The organism is Sphingobacterium sp. UBA2480, from assembly GCF_002341965.1.
Lineage (GTDB): Bacteria > Bacteroidota > Bacteroidia > Sphingobacteriales > Sphingobacteriaceae > Sphingobacterium > Sphingobacterium multivorum.
Map to the genome: position 1 here is coordinate 1,041,232 of NZ_DDPA01000007.1, position 21,038 is coordinate 1,062,269.

At 40.1% G+C, this 21,038-nt stretch carries 14 protein-coding genes; 3 read left to right on the forward strand and 11 right to left on the reverse strand.

The features are described 5' to 3' along the window. The first annotated feature begins 76 nt into the window (after positions 1-76). The 3 genes from B3600_RS17590 to B3600_RS17600 all read left to right on the forward strand — a co-directional run bounded on the left by B3600_RS17590 (position 77) and on the right by B3600_RS17600 (position 4,111). Positions 77-1,057 carry a hypothetical protein gene (locus B3600_RS17590; RefSeq protein ID WP_115045738.1) on the forward strand — a complete coding sequence of 327 codons (981 nt, stop codon included), beginning with the start codon at positions 77-79 and terminating at the stop codon, positions 1,055-1,057. A gap of 496 nt (positions 1,058-1,553) precedes the next feature. Then, the gene (gene nhaA / locus B3600_RS17595) at positions 1,554-2,741 is read left to right on the forward strand and encodes a Na+/H+ antiporter NhaA (RefSeq protein ID WP_286753809.1); all 1,188 of its coding nucleotides are present in this window, start codon (positions 1,554-1,556) and stop codon (positions 2,739-2,741) included. Positions 2,742-2,884: 143 nt separating this feature from the next. Then, positions 2,885-4,111, forward strand: coding sequence for a DEAD/DEAH box helicase (locus B3600_RS17600; RefSeq protein WP_205400959.1), 1,227 nt, complete (start codon positions 2,885-2,887; stop codon positions 4,109-4,111). Between the two features lie 72 nt (positions 4,112-4,183). Here the strand turns inward: B3600_RS17600 and B3600_RS17605 are convergent, their stop codons facing one another. The 11 genes from B3600_RS17605 to B3600_RS17655 form a co-directional block, all read right to left on the reverse strand. Further along, positions 4,184-4,549 carry a VOC family protein gene (locus tag B3600_RS17605; protein WP_046674543.1) on the reverse strand — a complete coding sequence of 122 codons (366 nt, stop codon included), beginning with the start codon at positions 4,547-4,549 and terminating at the stop codon, positions 4,184-4,186. Between the two features lie 234 nt (positions 4,550-4,783). After that, entirely contained in the window at positions 4,784-5,653 is an 870-nt protein-coding gene (locus B3600_RS17610) for a DMT family transporter (protein WP_115045744.1), read from the reverse strand. Positions 5,654-5,958: 305 nt separating this feature from the next. Then, positions 5,959-7,395 (reverse strand): efflux transporter outer membrane subunit, encoded by a 1,437-nt coding sequence (locus B3600_RS17615; RefSeq protein WP_286753810.1) that lies wholly within the window; start codon positions 7,393-7,395, stop codon positions 5,959-5,961. A 1-nt stretch (position 7,396) separates the two neighbouring features. After that, complete coding sequence (locus B3600_RS17620; RefSeq protein WP_115045748.1) at positions 7,397-10,558, reverse strand: efflux RND transporter permease subunit; 3,162 nt, start codon at positions 10,556-10,558, stop codon at positions 7,397-7,399. A gap of 184 nt (positions 10,559-10,742) precedes the next feature. Next, positions 10,743-11,861, reverse strand: a complete 1,119-nt coding sequence (locus B3600_RS17625; protein WP_115045750.1) for an efflux RND transporter periplasmic adaptor subunit — start codon at positions 11,859-11,861, stop codon at positions 10,743-10,745. A 240-nt stretch (positions 11,862-12,101) separates the two neighbouring features. After that, positions 12,102-12,863, reverse strand: coding sequence for a LytR/AlgR family response regulator transcription factor (locus B3600_RS17630; RefSeq protein WP_115045752.1), 762 nt, complete (start codon positions 12,861-12,863; stop codon positions 12,102-12,104). Continuing rightward, the gene (locus B3600_RS17635; RefSeq protein WP_070565481.1) at positions 12,863-13,966 is read right to left on the reverse strand and encodes a sensor histidine kinase; all 1,104 of its coding nucleotides are present in this window, start codon (positions 13,964-13,966) and stop codon (positions 12,863-12,865) included. The genes B3600_RS17630 and B3600_RS17635 overlap by 1 nt, the downstream gene beginning before the upstream one ends. 384 nt (positions 13,967-14,350) lie before the next feature. Then, positions 14,351-14,833, reverse strand: coding sequence for a DUF4822 domain-containing protein (locus B3600_RS17640; protein ID WP_286753811.1), 483 nt, complete (start codon positions 14,831-14,833; stop codon positions 14,351-14,353). A gap of 290 nt (positions 14,834-15,123) precedes the next feature. After that, positions 15,124-16,551, reverse strand: a complete 1,428-nt coding sequence (locus tag B3600_RS17645) for an efflux transporter outer membrane subunit (RefSeq protein ID WP_286753812.1) — start codon at positions 16,549-16,551, stop codon at positions 15,124-15,126. A gap of 24 nt (positions 16,552-16,575) precedes the next feature. Then, positions 16,576-19,764, reverse strand: coding sequence for an efflux RND transporter permease subunit (locus B3600_RS17650; RefSeq protein ID WP_070565477.1), 3,189 nt, complete (start codon positions 19,762-19,764; stop codon positions 16,576-16,578). Positions 19,765-19,778: 14 nt separating this feature from the next. Beyond that, entirely contained in the window at positions 19,779-20,981 is a 1,203-nt protein-coding gene (locus tag B3600_RS17655) for an efflux RND transporter periplasmic adaptor subunit (RefSeq protein WP_286753813.1), read from the reverse strand. Positions 20,982-21,038: the final 57 nt, after the last annotated feature.

The following is a 21,038-nucleotide window of genomic DNA, read 5'->3' on the forward strand; positions in this document are numbered from 1 at the left end:
TAATAAATTATAAATATTGTGTTGGTGATTTAAATTGGCTTCTTTTTTGTGGACAAGAGCTGAAATGAAATCAATTATGAAAAGAAATAGAATAACCGGTGTCGTTATACTTACAGTTGCTTTTTTATTTAATATCCAAGGAGCCTCGGCTCAATTTGGAGGGCTATTGGATAAGGCAAGCAAAGCCGTTGCTTCCAAGGGAAGCAAAATGTTGGGTTTGGATAAACTGCTAAAGGAACCAGAAGCGATTAGTACAAGTTTTGAAGATGTAAATAGGAAGGGGGAGCAAATGCCCGATTTTCAAAATACGGCTGTTTATAAACCTTTAGAAAATTTGCAAAAGAATGGCAATGATGGTTACTTATTGGAGGCTGGACATTTTGAAATGACCAATAAGAGCTATTGCTTGAAAGCAGGTACTTATGCGCCTTCGAAAGGTGATGGATATATGTATGCACCTACATTGGGCAAGAAGAGAGAAGTAGTCATTGCAATTTTGAAAAGTGCTGAAAAGCACCCGGAAGTTGCACAATCTGACATACAGATGCTATTGTGGACGATCATAGCGAAGACAAAATTTATTGATTATTCGGGTCCGGTGAAAGAGACAGCCTTAAAATTGCTTACAGCTGAACAAATTTTGCATTTGGAAGGTGGTGCGCTCGGCGTTTTGCCATTCGATGTTGTCCAAAAGGCAAAAGACCAAATGCCTCCTGCAGTACAGACAATCTTTGAAGCGGAAAATAATATTCGGCAGCTCGTTTCCTCAGGAAACTATTCGTACGCTGATTTTGAACAATATGCAATCTTAGCTGGTATGGCTGAACCTCGTACGGACGTTCCAAGTGGTATTTGGACGCTTCACCCCGATGGTTATTATGTTCGCTATTTTCCAAGTGGTTATGCGATTACCAAAGTTCAGGTGTATGTCCCTCAAGAGTTGATTACAAAATTGAATGGCAAGAAGCTTGTATACGATGCAACAGACGATATTGCATGTCCGGCAAATACGGGATCGCAACGATTAGCACAAACGAATGAACCGATTCGTGATTAAGATGTGAGGCATTGAAAGGTCGATAGGAAAGAGAAGGGTATAAAGAGGAAATTTAATGAATANNTATTCATTAAATTTCCTCTTTTGCCTCCTGTATAATATATAAACAATGACAATAATAGCGATGATTGCTAAAATAATGTAATGGGAACCTGAATGTTGGGTTTTATCCTCTGTCGTCTGCGCATATGTAAAATTTGCCACGAAAAGAAGTACCATGAAAATCCACTTCTTGCACATAATAAACGGTTTATTAACTATAGTAGCAAGCTAAGTATTTTTTGCAACAAAGCCAAATTATTTCATTAAAAAATGACAAAGCTTTTTATAAAAATTTAATGTATAATGTCTGTTTCTCCCATTTGATTTGTTAGGTTCGAAAAATAAAAGGGTAGCTACATTGGATATAGCCCGGGATATCGTCGCTCGAATTCGGTAAATGGTCCTAAAAATCGTATCTTGTGAACCTTTGTAAGCGTTTTTAGATATTCAAATCATGTCAAAACTTATCAATTTAACTGTCTTTAGAGAATTCTTAAAATCCAGCTTTGCAGGTGGAATTATACTTTTTTCCTGTGTTATTCTAGCATTGATCGTTGCAAATACACCTTTGTATGCCAGTGTAATGGAATTCCTGAACAAGGAAGTAGGCTTTGAGAGCGATCATGTTCATTTAAAATATTCGTGGTTATTGTGGCTCAACGATGGTTTGATGGCTATTTTCTTTTTACTGGTGGGGCTCGAGATAAAACGTGAAATTGTAGAGGGTGAACTCTCATCGCCAAGTAAAGCAATCCTGCCCATTTTGGCTGCGGTTGGTGGGGCACTTTTGCCAGCCATCATTTATTTTGTATTAAATCAGGGAACCAATACGGCAAACGGCTGGGGTATCCCTATGGCGACGGATATTGCATTTGCTTTAGCTGTTATCACGCTTCTGGGAAATAAGGTTCCTGCCAGTCTTAAAATCTTTTTGGCTGCTCTGGCCATTGTTGATGACTTACTTGCCATTTTGGTCATTGCGATCTTTTATAGCAATGGTATTCATGCGACCTATTTATTTATTGCTTTAGGCATCTTTCTGTTTTTGATCGTGTTGAATAAACTGGGCGTTAAAGCGATATGGGCTTACCTTATTCCGGGTCTATTTATTTGGTACTTTGTTCACCACTCGGGAATTCATGCAACAATAGCTGGCGTGTTGGTGGCTATGACGTTACCAACAACACCGGATGCGGAAGAATCTCCCCTGGAAAAATTGGAGCATCTATTGACCAAACCCGTCAATTTTATTATCATTCCGCTGTTTGCATTTGCGAATACGCTTATTCCAATCCATGGGGAAATGATTGGTGGTTTGACTTCAAAATTGGGGATTGGTATTATCTTTGGTCTTATCGCTGGTAAATCAATTGGTATATTTTTGATCTGTTATATTGCGAAGAAGTTGAAGATTGCGCAATTACCGGAAGGGGCTGGCTGGAAACAGATTTTTGGAGTAGGCTTATTGGGGGGAATCGGTTTCACGATGTCGATCTTCATCTCGATACTGTCTTTTGATGATAGCATGCTGATTGAAGAGGCCAAGTTCGCGGTTCTGATCGCTTCTTTATGTGCCGGCCTGCTAGGCTACGTCGTTTTGAGCGCTGTGTCAGCTGCAAAGAAAACAGAGGTTATTGATTAGATTTTGAATAGATAGCAGTCGAAGGTTAAAGATTAATCCTATTTGGGCATCTATTTGAAAGCGGATAACGAGCTATAGGTATTAATTTTAGACTTTTATGAATTAGATTTAGTAATTTAGGGCACAACAATAAAAACAATACGTTGAGATTTGATGAATTTGGCTTTGTTCCGGCTTTGGAAGAAGGTTTAGAAAGTATGATGTTTGAGGAGGCTACGCCGATCCAAGAACAGACCATCCCGATTATTAAAGAGGGAAAAGATATGATTGCCTGTGCACAGACAGGTACAGGTAAAACAGCAGCTTATATGTTGCCGATCCTCGATGCAATAGCACGGAATTCAAGGGAATCTATCCTCGCTATTATCCTTGTTCCGACCCGGGAACTTGCTATGCAAATTGACCAGCAGATTATGGGCATGTCTTATTATACGGGTGCAACATCCATAGCCATTTATGGTGGTGGTGATGGTATGGGGTATGAACAGCAAAAACGGGCCATACGAGAGGGGGTAAATATTATTGTTGCTACTCCGGGAAGGTTGATAAGCCATCTTACCTCCATGAAGATTGATCTCTCTCATTTAAAGCACTTTGTTTTGGATGAAGCCGATAGTATGCTGGATATGGGATTTCAAGACGATATTTTACGTATTGTAAGTTATCTACCGAAGAAAAAGCAGATGCTTTTGTTTTCGGCGACGATGCCGATGAAGATAAGGTCTTTTGCCCGAAAAATTCTGCAAGAGCCTGTGGAAGTTAATATTGCCATTTCTAAACCTTCGGAAGGGATAGATCAACGTGTATATCTTGCGTATGATCAACAGAAAATGGACCTTCTGAAGAATATACTGAAGGATCCGAACTATGTATCTGTTATTATTTTTGCGTCCCAAAAAACTACGGTCAAACTTCTCGCTCAGGAATTACAGAAGCAGGGGATTGATGCGGAGGGTTTCCATTCGGATCTCGAGCAGTCGAAACGGGAAGATATCATGGCTAGATTCCGGTCTCGTCAGGTACGGGTATTGGTAGGGACAGATGTGATATCTCGCGGTATCGATGTGGTGGGGATCAGTTTGGTCGTTAATTACGATGTTCCACCGGATCCGGAAGACTACGTACACCGTATTGGACGTACGGCACGGGCAGCAACTACAGGAACAGCCATTACCTTTGTCAATGAGAAAGACCAAAACCGTTTCGCTCAGATCGAGAATTTAATAGGTTATCCGATTGAACAACTTCCATTGCCAGAGGGGTTTGAAGCGGGACCTACTTACAATCCTGCCAAAAAGAATCCACAGCATAAGAAGAAGCGTTTCAATAGGAATAAAAATAAAAACTATCAGAAAGCTAAAAGAGCCTGATTTTAAAATACAAAGCCCCCATATGAGAAAAATATGGGGGCTTTGTATTTGAGTATATATTGTATTTAACTTTTATTCAACAGTCCATACGGCCAATTCATATCCATCAGGATCCTGGAACTGAAATCTTTTTCCTCCGGGAAAGCTAAAAATATCTTTTAATATGGTCCCGCCAGCACGGATAACCTGATCACGCGTAGCCTGTAGATCGTCGGCATAGATAACGACGAGAATACTGCCATTTCTGGGGTCACCAAGTGTAAAACCACCATCAACATATTTTCCGCCAAAAGCCGTATATGCTGGTCCGTAATCCGTAAACTCCCAACCGAAACTCGTTGAGTAGAATGCTTTGGCACGTTCAAGGTCGCTTGATACAAACTCAAGGTATTGGATCTGCTGGTTGACAAATTTGTTTTCTGTACTGCTATTGCTCATAACGGAACTATCTATTTAATGTATATATAATAAATTGCTTGACCGGTTGTGCCGGTTTTGGAATTAAAACCCGAATCGTTTCATAAATATAATGCTTTGTTGAAAATGACACACATTTTTCTTTTCAACATGTTTTTTCGGGGCTACCTGTTTATCGGGGCTACCTGCTTGGCACAAGGAGGAAACAATATTCATTTCCCAATCTTCGTTGGACTGGGAAATGAATGGAGGTTGTTAAGCGCTCTTTTTACTGCTGATCCAATACTGCAATAACACAGATGAAACAACCAAAAACAGTCCAACATAGAAGGATAGGTTTAATTCTCTTGCTTCATTAAGAAGTAAAAATGCAATCAAAATAGCATATACTGGCTCAAGATTTAAGCTTAAGTTCAATGTAAATGCTGATATCTTCTTTAAGATTTCTGTAAATGCGAGATAGACTCCCACAGTGCAACATAAAGATAGGATGATCAGATAGAAAATATCCAGGGCATTGGGAATGAAAGTGCTGATTGGATAGTGCTGAATGTAAAAAGGAAGTAGACATGCCAGCCCTATTGTTCCACCGATCATTTGATAATAATTAATGCATATTGCATTGTACTTTTTGGTCAATTTTTCATTGTGAACCGCATAGAGTGAGGCAAAAGCCGGAGAAATTATCCCTAAGACTATGCCAAGCTGGTGTGAGGTATCGAAGTGAAATATCAGTGCTATCCCACACAACGTAAGTCCACTCAACAGAAGTTCAGACAATCTAAATTTCGTTTTATTGATCATCGGTGCAAAAATAGCGGTAAAAAAACTTGCCATACAGTAGCAGATCACGCCGATGGAAATGTTTGAATATTTGATGCTAGCATAGAATAATAGCCAGGATGCTGTCAATAGTAGCCCATTTTTTGCAATATGCAGTTTCTCTTTGAAAGTAAAATCTGTAGGTATTTTATACCATTTTAGAATAAAAAATAGGATAACGGCAGCTAAAAATACACGGTACCATGTGAGTATCCCCTCGTTGAGTGAAATCACTTTTCCAAATACGCCAGATAGTCCCAGGCACAGCACAGCAAGGTGCAGCATGAAATATGAATGTTTCATAAGAAATTGTCTTCCAATTCCGCCCAATAAGGACGAAAGATGTTAAATAATAAAATTGATAGAAAATAAGAAGCACAGCAAATCGGTCCATTTCTGGTATTGGGCTTCAGTAATATCGGGAAAAAATATTACGCTACTGGAGGAGGAAGACAACTCGTTCTATTCATCATATTTGTATTTACCCGAAGATAGGGAATTTTGGGCGCAGCTGCAAAAAAGTAATGAAAAAGCCCCTAGGAAGTTTTTGCTTCTAGGGGCGTATATTTATTCAGTTGCCTTTATTTTGTGCTTTTTATTTTCTGCTTTTATGGCGTATTTGGCGGTAAAGTATCCGTTCCGCCCCCCAGTGCACGGTAAAGATCTATGGCCGCATTGAGCTTTTCCCGTTTTACTGTAATACGTTCCAAATCATTTTGAAGTGCATTGTTTTGGGCAGTTATCACTTCCAAATAGTTTGCCATCCCACTTTTGTAAAGTAAGGCCGCATCAGCGGTGGCTTTTGCGAGGGCATTTGATTTGGCGTGGATAAGTTGCAGGCGCTGTTCTGTATGTTTGATTTTTGCCAAGGCATCAGAAACTTCCGAAACTGCGACCATAACCGACTGTTTAAACTGCAAAGCTATCTTTTCGCGTTCGATGACCGATATCTCATAGTTTGTTTTCAAGGCCCCTTTCTGAAAAATCGGTTGAGCAATATTCCCTGCTATTGTTTTCACAATAGAACCCGGTAGATCAAACCATTTGCTAAATTGAATGGAGTTTGTACCAATGGATGGAGTCAAGCTTATGGAGGGGTACATTGCTGCTTTAGCGAGTCCCATTCTGCTTGTCGCAGCCACAACAGCGTATTCAGCTGCTCTGACATCTGGTCTGCGGCTTAATAGTTCGGCCGGTACCCCTGCGGCAAGTCCGTCTCCAACAATCGTATCATCTAAACTTGCTGTACGTTGAATGCCCTCGGGGAAACCTCCGCAAAGAATGCTCAGTGCATTTTCTTCGACCGCCATATTTTGATGGGCTAGGGGAATTAATAATTCAGCAGTTTTCTTCTGAGCTTCGGCTTGCTCCACAGCAAGCGAACTGACCAGTGATGAGTTGTATTGCAAACGTATCATATTCAGTGTGCTATCGCTCAATTGAACATTTCTTTGTGCAATCTTAAGCTGTTCATCCAAAGCAATCAGATTGTAATATGACTGGATGACCTGTACAATAACCCGGGTTTTCAAAGCCGATAAATTTTCCTTTTGGCCAAAAAAATTGGCCAAGGATTCTTCTTTTTGCATTTTTACCTTTCCCCATATATCGGCTTCCCAAGACAATCTGAGCGTAGCACTATAATCGTCCATATGAGGCGTCCCGATAAATTGGTCACTTAGTGAGCCATTTAAAGAGTTGCTCGATAACCAGGTTCTATTCGCTCCAATACTTAAATCAGCTGTTGGTAGTAATCCTTTCTTAGACTGCTTGTACGCGAGTTCCAATTGTTGCATGTTCAGGAGTGCTACATTGACGTCCGTATTATTGGACAAAGCCTTTTCAATGAGTGATGTCAACAGGGGATCCTGTACAAAGTTACGCCAGGATAGCTGTAGCGTATCAGACGTCACGACAACCTCGCTGTTTTTGAAATTTTCGGGCATTGCTATCTCCTGACGGGTGTATTTTTTGCCCACGCTGCATGCGGACAACAACAGGGTAGTGCTTGCGAAAATTGTTATATAGTGATGAAATTTTTTCATTTTAATCGTTTGTATTGTGTACTGTATTGTCCGTAAGTTTTTTACCCGAAACTTTTTCTTGCAAATATTGGAACACCAGGTACAGTAATGGTATAATAATTACCCCAAGGATAACACCGCTTAACATACCCATTGCTGCTCCTGTACTGATGGAATGGTTACCTGTAGCCGTTCCGCCGGTCGCAAACATCAAGGGGACCATACCCGCAATGAAAGCCAATGAAGTCATCAAGATTGGGCGTAGACGAGCTCTTGCGCCTTCTAAAGCCGAATCAATGAGTGAGGAGCCTGCTCTTCTCCGCTGTAAAGCAAATTCAACAATCAAAATGGCATTTTTTGCCAAAAGACCGATGAGCATGATCAAGCCGACCTGGACGTAGATATTGTTGTCCAATCCAATAGCACGTGTTCCTAGGAAAGAGCCGATCATACCTGTTGGGATTGACAACAGGACGGCAAGAGGCAATAAGTAACTTTCGTACTGTGCTGATAGTAAGAAATAGACAAATAGCAAGCTTAATGCTAAGATAAGTACGGTTTGATTGCCTGATGACTTCTCTTCCAAGCTAAGTCCCGTCCATTCGTAGCTGTAGTCTCCCGGTAACTTGGTCAATACATTTTTCTCCAATGTTTCCATGATCGCACCATTACTGATACCAGGCGTACTAACAACGTTTATCGTGAGCGAATTGTATAAATTATAACGGGTTACCGACTCAGGACCATACACTTTACGAAGTGTGACCAAGGTATTTACAGGGACCATTTGGCCAAGATTATTCTTGACAAATATTTCGTTGAATGCTTCTTTATCGGTTCTATAAATGCCATCAGCTTTAACTGCTATCCGATAGAATTTACCGAAACGATTGAAATTCAATGATTGGTCACCCGCAAAGTAAGTTTGAACGGACGAAAGCATTTCACTGACATCTACGCCAAGTTGGGCCGCTTTGTCTTCATCTACTTCTAACTCCATCTGTGGATAATCTGCTCTGAACATGGTATAGGCAAATTGCACTCCCGGTTGTTTCATAATCTGCGCAATAACGGAGTCAGACATTGCTTTGAGCTCTACCGGCGATTTACCAGCTCTGTCCTGCAAAACGAGTTCCGCGCCATTCATCATACCATAACCATCAACAGGAGGGGAACGAAATGCCATTGCGTTACCTTCTTTGACACTGGATAATTTTTGTGAGATAACTTGGTGAATCTGATCAATATCGTTCATCTCACCACGTTTCTTTTTATCTTTCAAGCGTATAAATCCTGTCGCATAGGCTGCGCTGGAGTTGTTACCGATCATATTGAATCCAGTAATACTTGTATGGCTTTCAATCGAAGGGATATCGGCCAGTAGTTTTTCGATTTTTTCTACTGCTTTTGTTGTTCGGTCCAGTCCCGTTCCTGGGGGCATTTCCAAACTGTATACGACAAAGTTATCATCTTCCATTGGTACGAAACTTTTGGAGGTGCTTGTCATGAGGTACCCCGCAACGCCAATTGTAGCCAGGATCAAAAGTGACGAAATCCATTTTTTCTTTGCCAGGAATTTTAATGAACCAACGTATCGATTGGTCATGTTTTCGAAGCCTGCGTTAAACGCTTTGAAAAAACGCTGAGAAAACCCAGTTTTTGAGGTCTGTCCATCTTGATTTTCGGCATGTGTATTTTTAAGTAATAATGCACATAGTGCAGGTGTCAGCGTCAAGGCATTGATCGCAGAGATCACAATGGCGATCACAAGAGTATAGGCAAACTGTTTATAAAACATGCCCGATGAACCTGTCATAAATCCAATGGGAATAAAAACTGCACACATCACCAAGGTAATGGAGATTACAGCTCCAGTGATTTCACTCATGGCACTATGGGTAGCCTGTTTACCTGTTAAATTGGAAGTCTCCATCTTTCCATGTACTGCTTCGACAACGACAATTGCATCATCGACAACAATACCAATGGCGAGTACGAGGGCAAATAACGTCAATATATTGATGGTAAAGCCAAATACGAGCAGGAAGAAGAAGGTACCTACGATAGCTACAGGGACTGCAATTGCTGGAATAATAGTCGATCGTATGTCTTGTAAGAATAAGAATACAACGAGGAAAACCAAAATGAAGGCTTCAATTAATGTCGAGCGTACCTGGGCTGTACTTTCATCCAAGCGCTCCTTGGTACTGATCAATTTAAAAATCTTGATTCCAGGAGGGAATGAGCGTTGCGCTATTTCAATCTGTTTGTCGATTCCAATTTCAATTTCATTGGCGTTGGAGCCTGATGTCTGGAATATACCGATGGTGACGGTATTGAGACCGTTATTTTGGGAATTACCGCTATAGCTGATCGAGCCAAACTCAATACGTGCCACATCCTTTAAACGTACGATCTGGACATTATTGTTTTTAACGATAATGTTTTCATACTGCTCTGGAAGATTCTTTTTCCCCTTATAGCGTATAACATATTCAAGAGGTGCTTTTGATTCTTCACCTAATTTTCCAGGTGCAGATTCCAGACTTTGTTTGGAAATTGCAGCGATGACTTCTTGCGGCACAAGTCCATAACTTGCCATTTTTTGCGGATTCAACCATACACGCATCGAATAGTCTTTGGAACCAAATACCATCGCCTGACCGACCCCGGGAACACGCTTGATCTGTGGGATCAAGTTGATGTTCACATAATTCTGTAAAAATAGTTCATCATATTTTTTATTATCTTCTGTATAGATATTAAATATCATGATCATACTATTTTGTTGCTTGGAGGTTGTTAATCCCATCCGGACAACTTCCTGTGGCAAGATCGGAGTAGCCTGTTGTACTCTGTTTTGCACGTTGACGGCTGCTTGATCTGGGTTTACACCTGCTTTAAAGACAATGCGCACTGAGAATGTACCATCGTTACTTGCAGTCGATGTAATGTATTCCATGTCCTCCACACCATTGATTTGTTCTTCAAGGGGTGTAACAACTGATCTCAATACTGTTTCGCTATTTCCTCCGGGATAGCTTCCGGTAACTTGGACCGTGGGCGGGGCGATATCCGGGAATCGCGTTTGGGGCAGCCTAAAAAGACCGATGACCCCCAGTATGACAAATATGATCGATATAACAGTTGCCAAAACTGGCCTGTCAATAAATTTCTTTAACATTTTAGTATAATTTTTATAAAGCTTTTAGTACCATTTTTTAAAAACGCATACGGAACGTAAAGGCGTGTTACCGCTCTTTGGACGTTGCAGCTTTTGCCATGATTGCTATTGCCTAGATTTCTCCCAAATATTTAAAAAGGAACTTTTTCAGCAGCTCTGTCGTTGCTATCTACGCTCCATCTGGTTACATGGTGGATTTTTTAGTCGGTTGAACTTGCATTCCATCGTTAAGCATGTCAATTCTATTCATAACGATTTTTTCACCAGCTGTAAGTCCTGATTTAAGTAAATAGGCGTTGGCGGTATTTCCCGCAATTTCAATCTGTTTCATGGAAATTTTGTTCTTTTCGCCAATAACATAAACGAAGTAGCGATCTTGAATATCCTTGACAGCCGCCATAGGTACCAACAATACGTTTTCGTGCGCTTTTTTCAAGATTACTTTGGCTGAACCACCCGAACGGAGAATTTTATCAGGGTTGGTGAAACTTGCTTTAAGTGCCATGCTTCCGGTTGTTCTGTCGATGTTACCACTGGCTAATTCTACTTTCCCCGAATGGTTGTATGCCGTTCCATCAGCTAGTAATAGCGTTGCTTGTTGATTGGATGATTTGTTATTCTGATCTTTGATAAAGGCTATAAAATCGGCCTCACTCAATGAAAAATACACATTTACGGTATTGATTTCAGATAGCGTTGTTAACGGTGTCGCATCTGCTGCGGTAATTAAATTTCCGATCCGATTAGGAATACGGCCGATATAACCACTCACTGGTGCATTGATCAACGTAAATTTGGCATTTATTTGAGATGAACCGAGTGCAGCTTGTGCTTGCGCTACCTGTGCTTTAGCTGCGGCATAATTGGCCTCTGCAGTTTTTAACTGTAATTCGGTATACACTTTACCTTCAACAAGTGGTTTGATTTTTTCAATCTCCAATTTCGCGTTTTGTTCTGCCGATAAAGCAGCTTGGTAAGCTGCCTTGCTGTTGTTTACTTGTTCGTTGTAGATATCAGCTTTTATTTTGAAAAGGGGTTGACCCTGGGATACATAGTCTCCTTCTTTGACATAAATCTGATCCAGATATCCCGTTACTTGCGCTTTGACATCGACGTTGACGGTCCCCTCTAATGTACCAGGATATTTTTTTTCGGTCTCCGCGTGGGTAGGAGATAATTCGATAAAGTCAACAGTAACTGCCTGCTCTTGCGGTTGATCTTGGTTGCCTCCACAGGACGATAATAATGCTGCTGCTGTAATAAGTGTAAGGAAAGGTTTTAAAGTCATCGTTCTTTGTGCCATTTTATCATTTTATAATGAAACAAAGAAAAGAATTCTTTTAAGCCATAAGGCAAAGAAATCTACCGAGACGTTACAATTGCTTACTGAAACGTCACAGTGGTGAGCTGAATTTTACGATATTAAATGGTACGATCCAATTGTGTTGAAGATATTGGGCTTATAGATTAACATCCCTTCTTCATCGCGAAAACTTACTTTACCTTTCTGACGAAAAAAGGAGCAAGCGGATCAGTTTTAACATTAATAGTCTAACCAATTTTTTAGCAGTTGAGCCTTTTCTCTGCTCACAAGGATTTCCACTTGATCGTTATTTTTAATTTCTATTTTTAGTTTTCCGTTGAAGTGGTTATGTAATCTTTTGATCGCATCTATATGTACAATGAATTGCCTGTTGGCGCGAAAAAATACTTTTGGATTCAATTGCTGTTCGAGTTCTTCCATTGTTTGAGGGACAATTTCGACAGTACCACATTTGAGTTGCGCATGGGTAAGTTTAAATTCGGAGTAAAAGTATAATATTTCTTCGACGAGAATGGTCTTATAACCGTCTTTGAATGGAATTAGAAAACGTGAGCGAAAATCTTTTGGATAGATAAAATCCAATAAACCTTGAAGCGGTTGTTGGTTGATCTGGAGATCTTTTTGATAGTCAAGTTTTTGGATGGCATTTCCCAGCTCTATTTTTTCTACAGGTTTGAGCAAATAATCTATGCTATTGAATTTAAAAGCCCTCACAGCGTATTCGTCAAATGCTGTTGTAAATATGATTGGACAGTCTATTTTTATAGTCTCTAATATTTCAAAGCTTAAGCCATCGGATAAACGAATATCCATCATGACCAGGTGGGGAAGTTCATTGCTATTGAACCAATTGATGCTATCCGCAATATTATCAAGTACATCCAAAATAACGATGGATGGTTTTATTTCTTTCAAAAGTCGCTTTAAACGATCGGCATTGAGTTTTTCGTCCTCGATGATTAATACTTTGGTTATATTCATTATGCTTGCGCTAAAAGTGGGAGGATAACGTTAAATGTTTTGCCATCATTCTTTATTTGCAGTTTTAAGTTGGATAGCAAATCGTATCTTTTAATGATGTTTGAAATTCCGATTCCCGATGATTCGGATACATTCTCAATAGGAATTAATATATTTTCAACAACAAGTTGATTCTGGGCGTTGGTGTAGACTTTAATTTTCAGCGGTTTTCTCTTATTTGTCTGATTATGCTTTAATGCATTTTCTACCAATAACTGTAAGGTAAGAGGAGGTAATTGGCAATTGCGTTTGGCGGGATTGACGTTTATTTCGAAGTTTACCCCATCGCCAAATCGGTTTTTGATGAGAAATATGTATGAATTTAGAAAGTTGAGTTCTTCTTCGAGTGAGATAATGTCCTTTTTGGAATTGACAAGAAGGTAGCGATATATTTTGGAGAAGTTTTCTGCATATTCATAGCCTAATTGTTGGTCTTCGAGGATGATTTCTGAGAGCACGCTCAGGTTATTAAAGACAAAATGGGGGTCGATCTGTAATTTTAACGATTGAAGTTCTGTTTCAAGAATGACCTGATCAAGCTTTGCAGCGCGCATGGATTCATTCTTCCAGTTGGTGATCAAATGACTACCAATATTGATCCCCATGATCATCAACGCAATCAATACACTGATTGTAATGTTTTGAATCATCCCCCTTTTTTCCTCCAAAGATGGGGCTATAGTAACATTTTGAGGTCCAAAATAATATTTTGAAATCAGGTACTCCAGAAGTAAATTGATAAAGAGTACTGCAAAAAGGTTGATGACGGTTTCAAGTAGAAGTCGCTCTGTCGGACTATCTTTCCAGGTTAAGAATTTATTAAGCTTGTCATGGACAATGATACTAAATTCGGAAATGATAAAGCTATAAATGATCGTAAATGTCCATTCACCGAGTATTTCAAACATATTCCGTTTAAAATAGCCATCCCAGCAACTCGAGAAAGGATCAATAATATAGGCAACGAGATAAATAAGCAGAAAGGACAGAAAGGTAAATATCAGCCTTTTTTTATTTGTACTAATTAGAGTCTTATCGTTTTTATAGATCGCTATATCCTGCATTCTTTTAACTTATCTGTATCGGTGAAATCTATGCAAATTTCGTAATTCCTTTTAGTATTGGACGACAAATTTCTGCTGAAGCGTATAAAGCCCTGACTGAAATATCAATTTGATGCACTCAGGCGTATATTGACGAAGGCTGATAGATGATCTAACCTTGGCCTATCAGTGTATAATTCATAATGAAATCCCTGTGATATTTTTTTAATATATTGTAAATCTTGTAGTTATCTTTTGTTTTATAATCATTTGATCTAATCGTGTCAAAGAGTGACTTTGAATATGGAATTCGTTTTTAGCGATAGACAGAAAGGCTTGACATCATTTCGTCAAGCCTTTCTGTTTTATTGTGGTTACTATTTTTTCGATGTGTTATCTAATAAATTATTTTGGCTCTTGATGAGTTGTTGGTGTATGGATGATATCGAAATAGATCGTTTTGTCATTAGCGTTTGGATAAACTCTATAAGTGAATTCTTTCTTTGTTAATACCGTAATATCAACCACACGAGTAAACAACGTTTCTCCAGTAGCATTTTTAGCAACAATTGTTCTCGTTTTACCATCTGCAGATACGGTCCAGTCGCCGTGCATTTTTGGAGAATTGTCAAGATTGAACATTGTAAAAGTACCATCAGATTTGAAATAAGCAAATCCTACAAAATTTGCCACGTTAGCATCTGTTAATACTACACTTTCACCTTTATTATTCTTTGCGTTTGTGGTTTCCCATGGCGTACTAGCTAATATTTCGCTTGGGGTAAGCTGGGGTTCAACAACAGTTTCATCATCTTTACTGCAGCTCACCGCTACTAATGTGCTTAAGGCGATACATACCGCTAGTGCAATCTTTTTTAAATCTCTCATTTTATAAAATTTATATTATGAAACAAAAGTAATCGCATTGGTTCAGTTGCATTTGTCTCTTTTATTCCAAGGTTTGAAGGATTTATAAATTGAATGCGATCGGGTTGTTGAAGAAATTATAAAAAATAGAAAAAGCTTATGTATTGCCTGATTTGAAGTTTGCTTTACAGGGCGTTATGTTAAAGGTGGTGTAAAAATGAACTTCGGATAAAAATAAAACAGGGGACCCTAAGGGCCCCCCATCTACCAGATATGTATAATAAAATTAGAAAATTGCTTTTTATACCGTATTAGTTATTGCTCCATCCACCTCCCAATGAGCGGTATAGATCAACAACAGCAGAAAGCTCTGCTTTTTTTACCTGAGCAAGTTCGAGCTCACTTTGTAAGATATTGCTTTGCGCTGTGATTACTTCCAAGTAGGTGGCCATTCCTGTTTCAAACAAAAGATTGGCATGCTTTGTCGCTTGCTTTAAACGCGTCGTTCTATCCGAAGTAATCTTTTGTTTTTCTTTCAATTTTTGAATTGAAATTAAAGCATCGGATACTTCCCCAGCGGCTGAAATTACTTTTTGCTTGAAGATCAATACATTCTTTTCTTGTTCGACACGCGCCAGCTCATATTGCGTTTTTAATTCCTTGCGTTGGAAAATAGGTTGTGTAATACTCCCTGTAATTGCACCAAATAATGACGCGGGCAAGTTGAACCAATTACTTGCTTTGAATGCGTTTACGCCAGCTTCGGCACTAATCATCAAGGAAGGATACATGCGCGCTTTTGCATACTGTTGATAGGCCTGTGAAGCTGTAACAGCTAGTTCGGCCTGTTTTACATCCGGACGGTGGCTCAACAAATCAGCTGGTATGCCAGTTGCTAGCTCTTCGGGGAACTGGATGTCTGTCAATTTCTCCGCTGTCTTAATCTCTTGTGGGAGTTTTCCGCTAAGAATCTGAATGGCATTTTCCTGAATAGTGATCTGCCGTTCAAAGTCAGGGATTAACGCCGCTGCGGACAATCGTTGCGCATCAACCTGTTCCAACGCAAGCAGCGTAATGTCACCAACTTCATATTGCTGTTGGACGATGCGTAAGGTTGTATCGCTTAATTGCAAGTTTTGTTTGGCAATATCACGCAATTGATATAGCATCAGCAGTTGATAGTAACCTTGTGCAACTTGTGCAATTAATTGGGTTTGAATTACTTTTTTAGCTTCTTCTGTCTGCAGATAGGAAGCTAAAGCAGCGATATTTTGATTTTTGATTTTACCCCATAGATCGACCTCCCAGGATAAACCTAAGGATGCCGTATAATCCTCCACATGATGTTGGCCTAAAAACTGTCCGAGGCTCAATCCATTCATACTGTTATTGGATGGATTGGTGCTATTTCCCCTGATCTGTAGCTGGGCTGAGGGAAGATAGTTCGCTTTTGCTTGTTTCAGGCTAAGTTGAGACGCTTCTATGTTTTTCAGTGCTAGCTTCATATCTAAGTTATGTTGTATTGCACTTTCAATCAATGTCTGTAGGATTTGATCTTTAAAAAAATCACGCCATGGAATAGAGCCAATGCTAGTTTCCTGCGGAGCTTTAGCTTGGTCGCGGTACTGTTCGGGTAAGTTAGGGGCAAGGTGTTGATTGCTGACCAACTTATCTGTTTTACAGGACCATGCGACAAAAGATAAGATGAAAACCGTCAGTAACTTTGCTTTACTATTCATATATTTAAATTTTGTCATGATATACTAATTGTTTGTATGCACGGGTATTTCCAACGAAGCGGTCTCGCTTTCATACTGTTTTTGCTTCGGGACACCAGCTATTTTCTCTTGGATAAATTGGAAGAAAATAAAGAGAATCGGGATAATAAAGAGTCCTAAAACTACTCCGGTGAACATCCCACCCGCAGCGGCAATACTGATGGAATGATTTCCTTGAGCAGACGGACCTACGGCTGTCATCATTGGAATCATACCAACAATAAAGGCTAAAGAAGTCATGATAATAGGCCTCAAACGTAATCTTGCGGCTTTAAGTGCAGCGCTAGGAATCGATAGCCCCTGTTTGCGCCCCTGAATAGCAAATTCCACAATCAAAATGGCATTTTTGGCCAGTAAACCAATCAACATGACAAGTGCAACTTGTACATAGATGTTGTTGGCGATATCAGTGAAGCTAATTGCTGCAAAGACGCCAAATATGCCGGTTGGAATGGAGAGAATAACCGCTAATGGAATGATGTAGCTTTCATATTGTGCCGCAAGCAAGAAGTAAACAAATATCAGACAGAGAATAAAAATCAATGTAGACTGTCCTCCGGAGACAATTTCTTCCTTGGTCATACCTGAGAATTCATAGGTAAATCCAGTAGGCAATTGTTGTTTTGCAACTTCCTCAACTGCACGGATAGCGTCTCCAGAACTATATCCGGGTTTTGGTATTGCATTTATGCCGATTGAATTAAACAAGTTGTACCGCGATGCTGTTTCCGGTCCATATACACGTTCTAATTTGACTAATGTATTGATGGGAACCATATCACCTAATCTGTTTTTTACAAAAATACCGTCCATTGAAGTAGGTTCACTTCTATCCTTGGCATCAGCTTGGACCATCACACGATAGTACTTTCCAAAACGATTAAAATCTGAAGCTTGGGCACTACCAAAATAGGCCTGCATGGTTTGTAATATACTTTTTGTGCTTACGCCAAGTTGCTCTGCCTTGATATCATCTACCTGGAGCTCATATTGTGGATAATCCGCTTTAAAGGTTGTGAAAGCCATCATGATTTCAGGACGTTTCATCAGTTCGCCAATAAACTTCTGGCCTACGCCACTGAATTTTCCAAGTTGTCCACCGGTTCTGTCCTGCAATACCATATCGAGACCGTCAACATTACTGAACCCTGGTACTGTAGGGAAGGTAAAGACAAAGAAATTTGCACCTTTGATATTTGCCAGGCGTTGATTCACATCGGCCATAATCGCATTGATGTCTTTTATCTGACCACGTTCTTCATGTGGTTTAAGGAGGATAAATGCAACACCCGCTGAAGGACTTGTGGATTGTGTTAAAATATTGAAACCAGCAAGTACATTTAAAGTTTTGGTAAAATCAGCATGTTGAAGTTGCTTCTCAGCTTCGGCTAATGCCCCAGAAGTACGATCTAACGAAGCGCCTGCAGGCATGGATAAAGAAATGGCAATAAATCCTTGGTCTTCCGACGGAATAAATCCAGTAGGTGTTTTACGGATCATAAATATTGTCAAAAGTAGGGTAATCGCCAATCCTGCAAATGCAACCCACTTGTAACGGATCAAGAAGCGTAGACTACCTAAATAGTTTTTAGTCAACCGGTCAAATCCAACATTGAATCCAGCAAAGAAACGTTCCTTGAAATTAAGTTTCTTAGCATCAGAATGACCATGATGCGTTGGTTTTAAGAAGAGTGCACATAACGCAGGACTTAGTGTCAAGGCATTAATTGCTGAAATAACGATTGCAATCGCTAACGTGAAAGCAAATTGTCGGTAAAACACTCCGGTAGAACCTTCCATAAAGCCGATGGGAAGGAATACGGCAGACATCACCAATGTAATCGAGATAATTGCCCCGGTGATTTCGCTCATGGCAGATGTTGTAGCGAGCTTAGGTGGGAGATTTTCATGTTCCATCTTGGCGTGCACTGCCTCGACGACCACAATTGCATCATCGACGACAATCCCAATGGCAAGCACCAGGGCAAACAAGGTCAATAGATTGATTGAAAAGCCGAAGAGCTGCATGAAGAAAAATGTTCCAACGATGGCTACTGGTACTGCAATCGCTGGTATTAATGTCGATCTAAAGTCCTGAAGGAATAGAAAGACAACTAAAAATACCAATATAAATGCTTCAACTAGTGTATGTTTTACTTGGTCAATAGATTGATCAAGTGCATCTTTTGTGTTGTATAAAACGAGATATTTGACACCTTTCGGAAAGCTTAAAGAGGCTTTCTCCATGAATTTTTGAATCGCGATCTGAATTTCATTTGCATTCGAACCTGCCAGCTGCATTACCCCAATATTCAATCCTGCTTTGCCATTGATACGGGTGTGGCTCGCATAGGTATAGGATCCCAGTTCAACACGAGCGACGTCTTTGAGTTTAAGTACTGAACCGTCAGTGTTGGAGCGGATAATAATATTTTCGTAGTCACTTGGTTGGTTGAGTTTACCTTTATATTTGATCACAAATTCAAAAGCTTCACGGCTGCTCTCGCCGAATTTACCAGGAGCAGCTTCAACGTTTTTATCTTGAATTGCAGCCATAACTTCCTCAGGCGTTAGTTTATAGGTCGCCATTTGATTTGGATTAAGCCATACCCGCATGGAGTAGTCTTTGCTACCACCAAACGCCAATGCTTGTCCAACACCAGGTATCCGTTTCAGTTCGGGAATAATATTGATTTGCGCGTAGTTGGTAATAAAGGTCTGATCGTATTTACTCTGATCTTCCGTATAGAGATCCAATACCATGATCAAGCTGTTTTGCTGTTTTGCTGTTGTAATTCCGGCTTGTACAACCTCAGCGGGCAATTGGCTGGTTGCCTGAGCCACACGATTTTGGACGTTCACAGCAGCTTGGTCAGGGTCAGTGCCAAGTTTAAAATATACGGTAATCATTAACGAGCCGTCGTTACTGGCAGTAGAGCTCATGTAGCTCATATTTTCAACACCGTTGATTGACTCTTCGAGTGAGGGAGCTACGGCACGGAGTACCGTTTCGGCATTTGCCCCAGGATATAATGCCGTTACTTGCACCGCGGGCGGTGCAATATCGGGAAACTGCTGCAAAGGCAGTTTAAGGATACCAATCACCCCCAATATGACAAGTAATATGGAGATAACGGTAGCAAGTACAGGTCTTTCTATAAATTTCTTAAGCATGTGATTTTCTAATATTATAATGAATTGATGCTATCCCTTGATAAAGCTTGTGGCGTAATTTTCTGCCCATCCTGAAGCAGGTCAATGCCTTTGTAGACAATCCGATCTCCCGCATTCAGTCCTTTGCTTACGAGGTAATTTGCACCACTTTTTCCGATGACAGTAATGGGCTGTTGAACAACTTTATTTTCTTTGCCAACGGTGTAAACGAAGATTTTATCCTGCATTTCAAGGGTAGCAAGTTGAGGTACCAATAATGCTTGTGCATACTTCTTCTGCAGTCTTACACGGCCGGTATTTCCGTTACGTAAAACCCCTTCCGGATTGTTGAACGTCGCGCGGAGGGTAATCGCACCGGTATTTTTGTCAAACTGGCCATCCACCATATCAATTTTTCCTTTCTGATCATAAATTGTCTGATCCGAAAGAACTAAGCTGATCGGAGGTAGGTTGTGAAGCTTTTGTTGTAAATTACTACCTTCTGTATTGTTTTTGAATGCGATAAAGTCATTTTCTCCCAATGAGAAATAGACATGGAGATCCCTTACATTTGACAATGCTGTAAGTGGTTGGGAGTCTGTAGGTCCCACTAAACTCCCTTGTTTGCGCTGCAATCTACCGATGTATCCTTCGGCTGAAGCCCGTATTAGCGTGTATCCGACATTGATTTTTGCCGTTTCAACCGCCGACAGTGCCAGTTGTACATTTGCTCTAGCGGCGTTACGTGCGCTAATTGCAGTTTTTAACTGAAAGTCTGTCAGTACTTTGGTGTTCACCAGCTTTGTTTTCTTTTCCACTTCTAACTCGGCGTTTTCCAAGGAAGCTTTTGCTGCCAGCAAATTTGCCTTAGCTTGATTTAATTGTTCCTGATAAGGGCGGTCGTTAATCTTAAAAAGCGCCTGACCTTTATTTACTTTAGCACCTTCATCGACATAGATGTTTTCCAAAATCCCTTCGACTTGTGGCCTGATCTCAATATTGGCCGAAGCTTCAATAGTTGCTGGATATTCTTGATAAACCGTCTCGTTACCATTCTCGACGGTAACGACCGGAAGGTTAACCGGTGGTGGATCAATGGGTTTGCTCGTGCCTGTTGAACAACTATATAGAAAGATTGCACTGAGCACATATGCAGTCTTTACGATATTAATTCGTTTAACACTGTTAAGTGTTGGAACGTAAATCCTTTTAAGACTTGGTGATAGATTTGTTTTCATGTGATATTAAAAATTGAAGTTTTGGTATATTTAACGGTGTTAGATTTCTTAACGTTG

Coding starts and splice junctions, on each gene's coding strand:
- B3600_RS17590 (WP_115045738.1), top strand. CDS start 77: ATGAAAAGAAATAGAATAACCGGTGTCGTTATACTTACAGTTGCTTTT.
- B3600_RS17630 (WP_115045752.1), bottom strand. CDS start 12,863: ATGAATATAACCAAAGTATTAATCATCGAGGACGAAAAACTCAATGCC.
- nhaA (WP_286753809.1), top strand. CDS start 1,554: ATGTCAAAACTTATCAATTTAACTGTCTTTAGAGAATTCTTAAAATCC.
- B3600_RS17640 (WP_286753811.1), bottom strand. CDS start 14,833: ATGAGAGATTTAAAAAAGATTGCACTAGCGGTATGTATCGCCTTAAGC.
- B3600_RS17605 (WP_046674543.1), bottom strand. CDS start 4,549: ATGAGCAATAGCAGTACAGAAAACAAATTTGTCAACCAGCAGATCCAA.
- B3600_RS17655 (WP_286753813.1), bottom strand. CDS start 20,981: ATGAAAACAAATCTATCACCAAGTCTTAAAAGGATTTACGTTCCAACA.
- B3600_RS17610 (WP_115045744.1), bottom strand. CDS start 5,653: ATGAAACATTCATATTTCATGCTGCACCTTGCTGTGCTGTGCCTGGGA.
- B3600_RS17635 (WP_070565481.1), bottom strand. CDS start 13,966: ATGCAGGATATAGCGATCTATAAAAACGATAAGACTCTAATTAGTACA.
- B3600_RS17645 (WP_286753812.1), bottom strand. CDS start 16,551: ATGAATAGTAAAGCAAAGTTACTGACGGTTTTCATCTTATCTTTTGTC.
- B3600_RS17625 (WP_115045750.1), bottom strand. CDS start 11,861: ATGGCACAAAGAACGATGACTTTAAAACCTTTCCTTACACTTATTACA.
- B3600_RS17620 (WP_115045748.1), bottom strand. CDS start 10,558: ATGTTAAAGAAATTTATTGACAGGCCAGTTTTGGCAACTGTTATATCG.
- B3600_RS17650 (WP_070565477.1), bottom strand. CDS start 19,764: ATGCTTAAGAAATTTATAGAAAGACCTGTACTTGCTACCGTTATCTCC.
- B3600_RS17615 (WP_286753810.1), bottom strand. CDS start 7,395: ATGAAAAAATTTCATCACTATATAACAATTTTCGCAAGCACTACCCTG.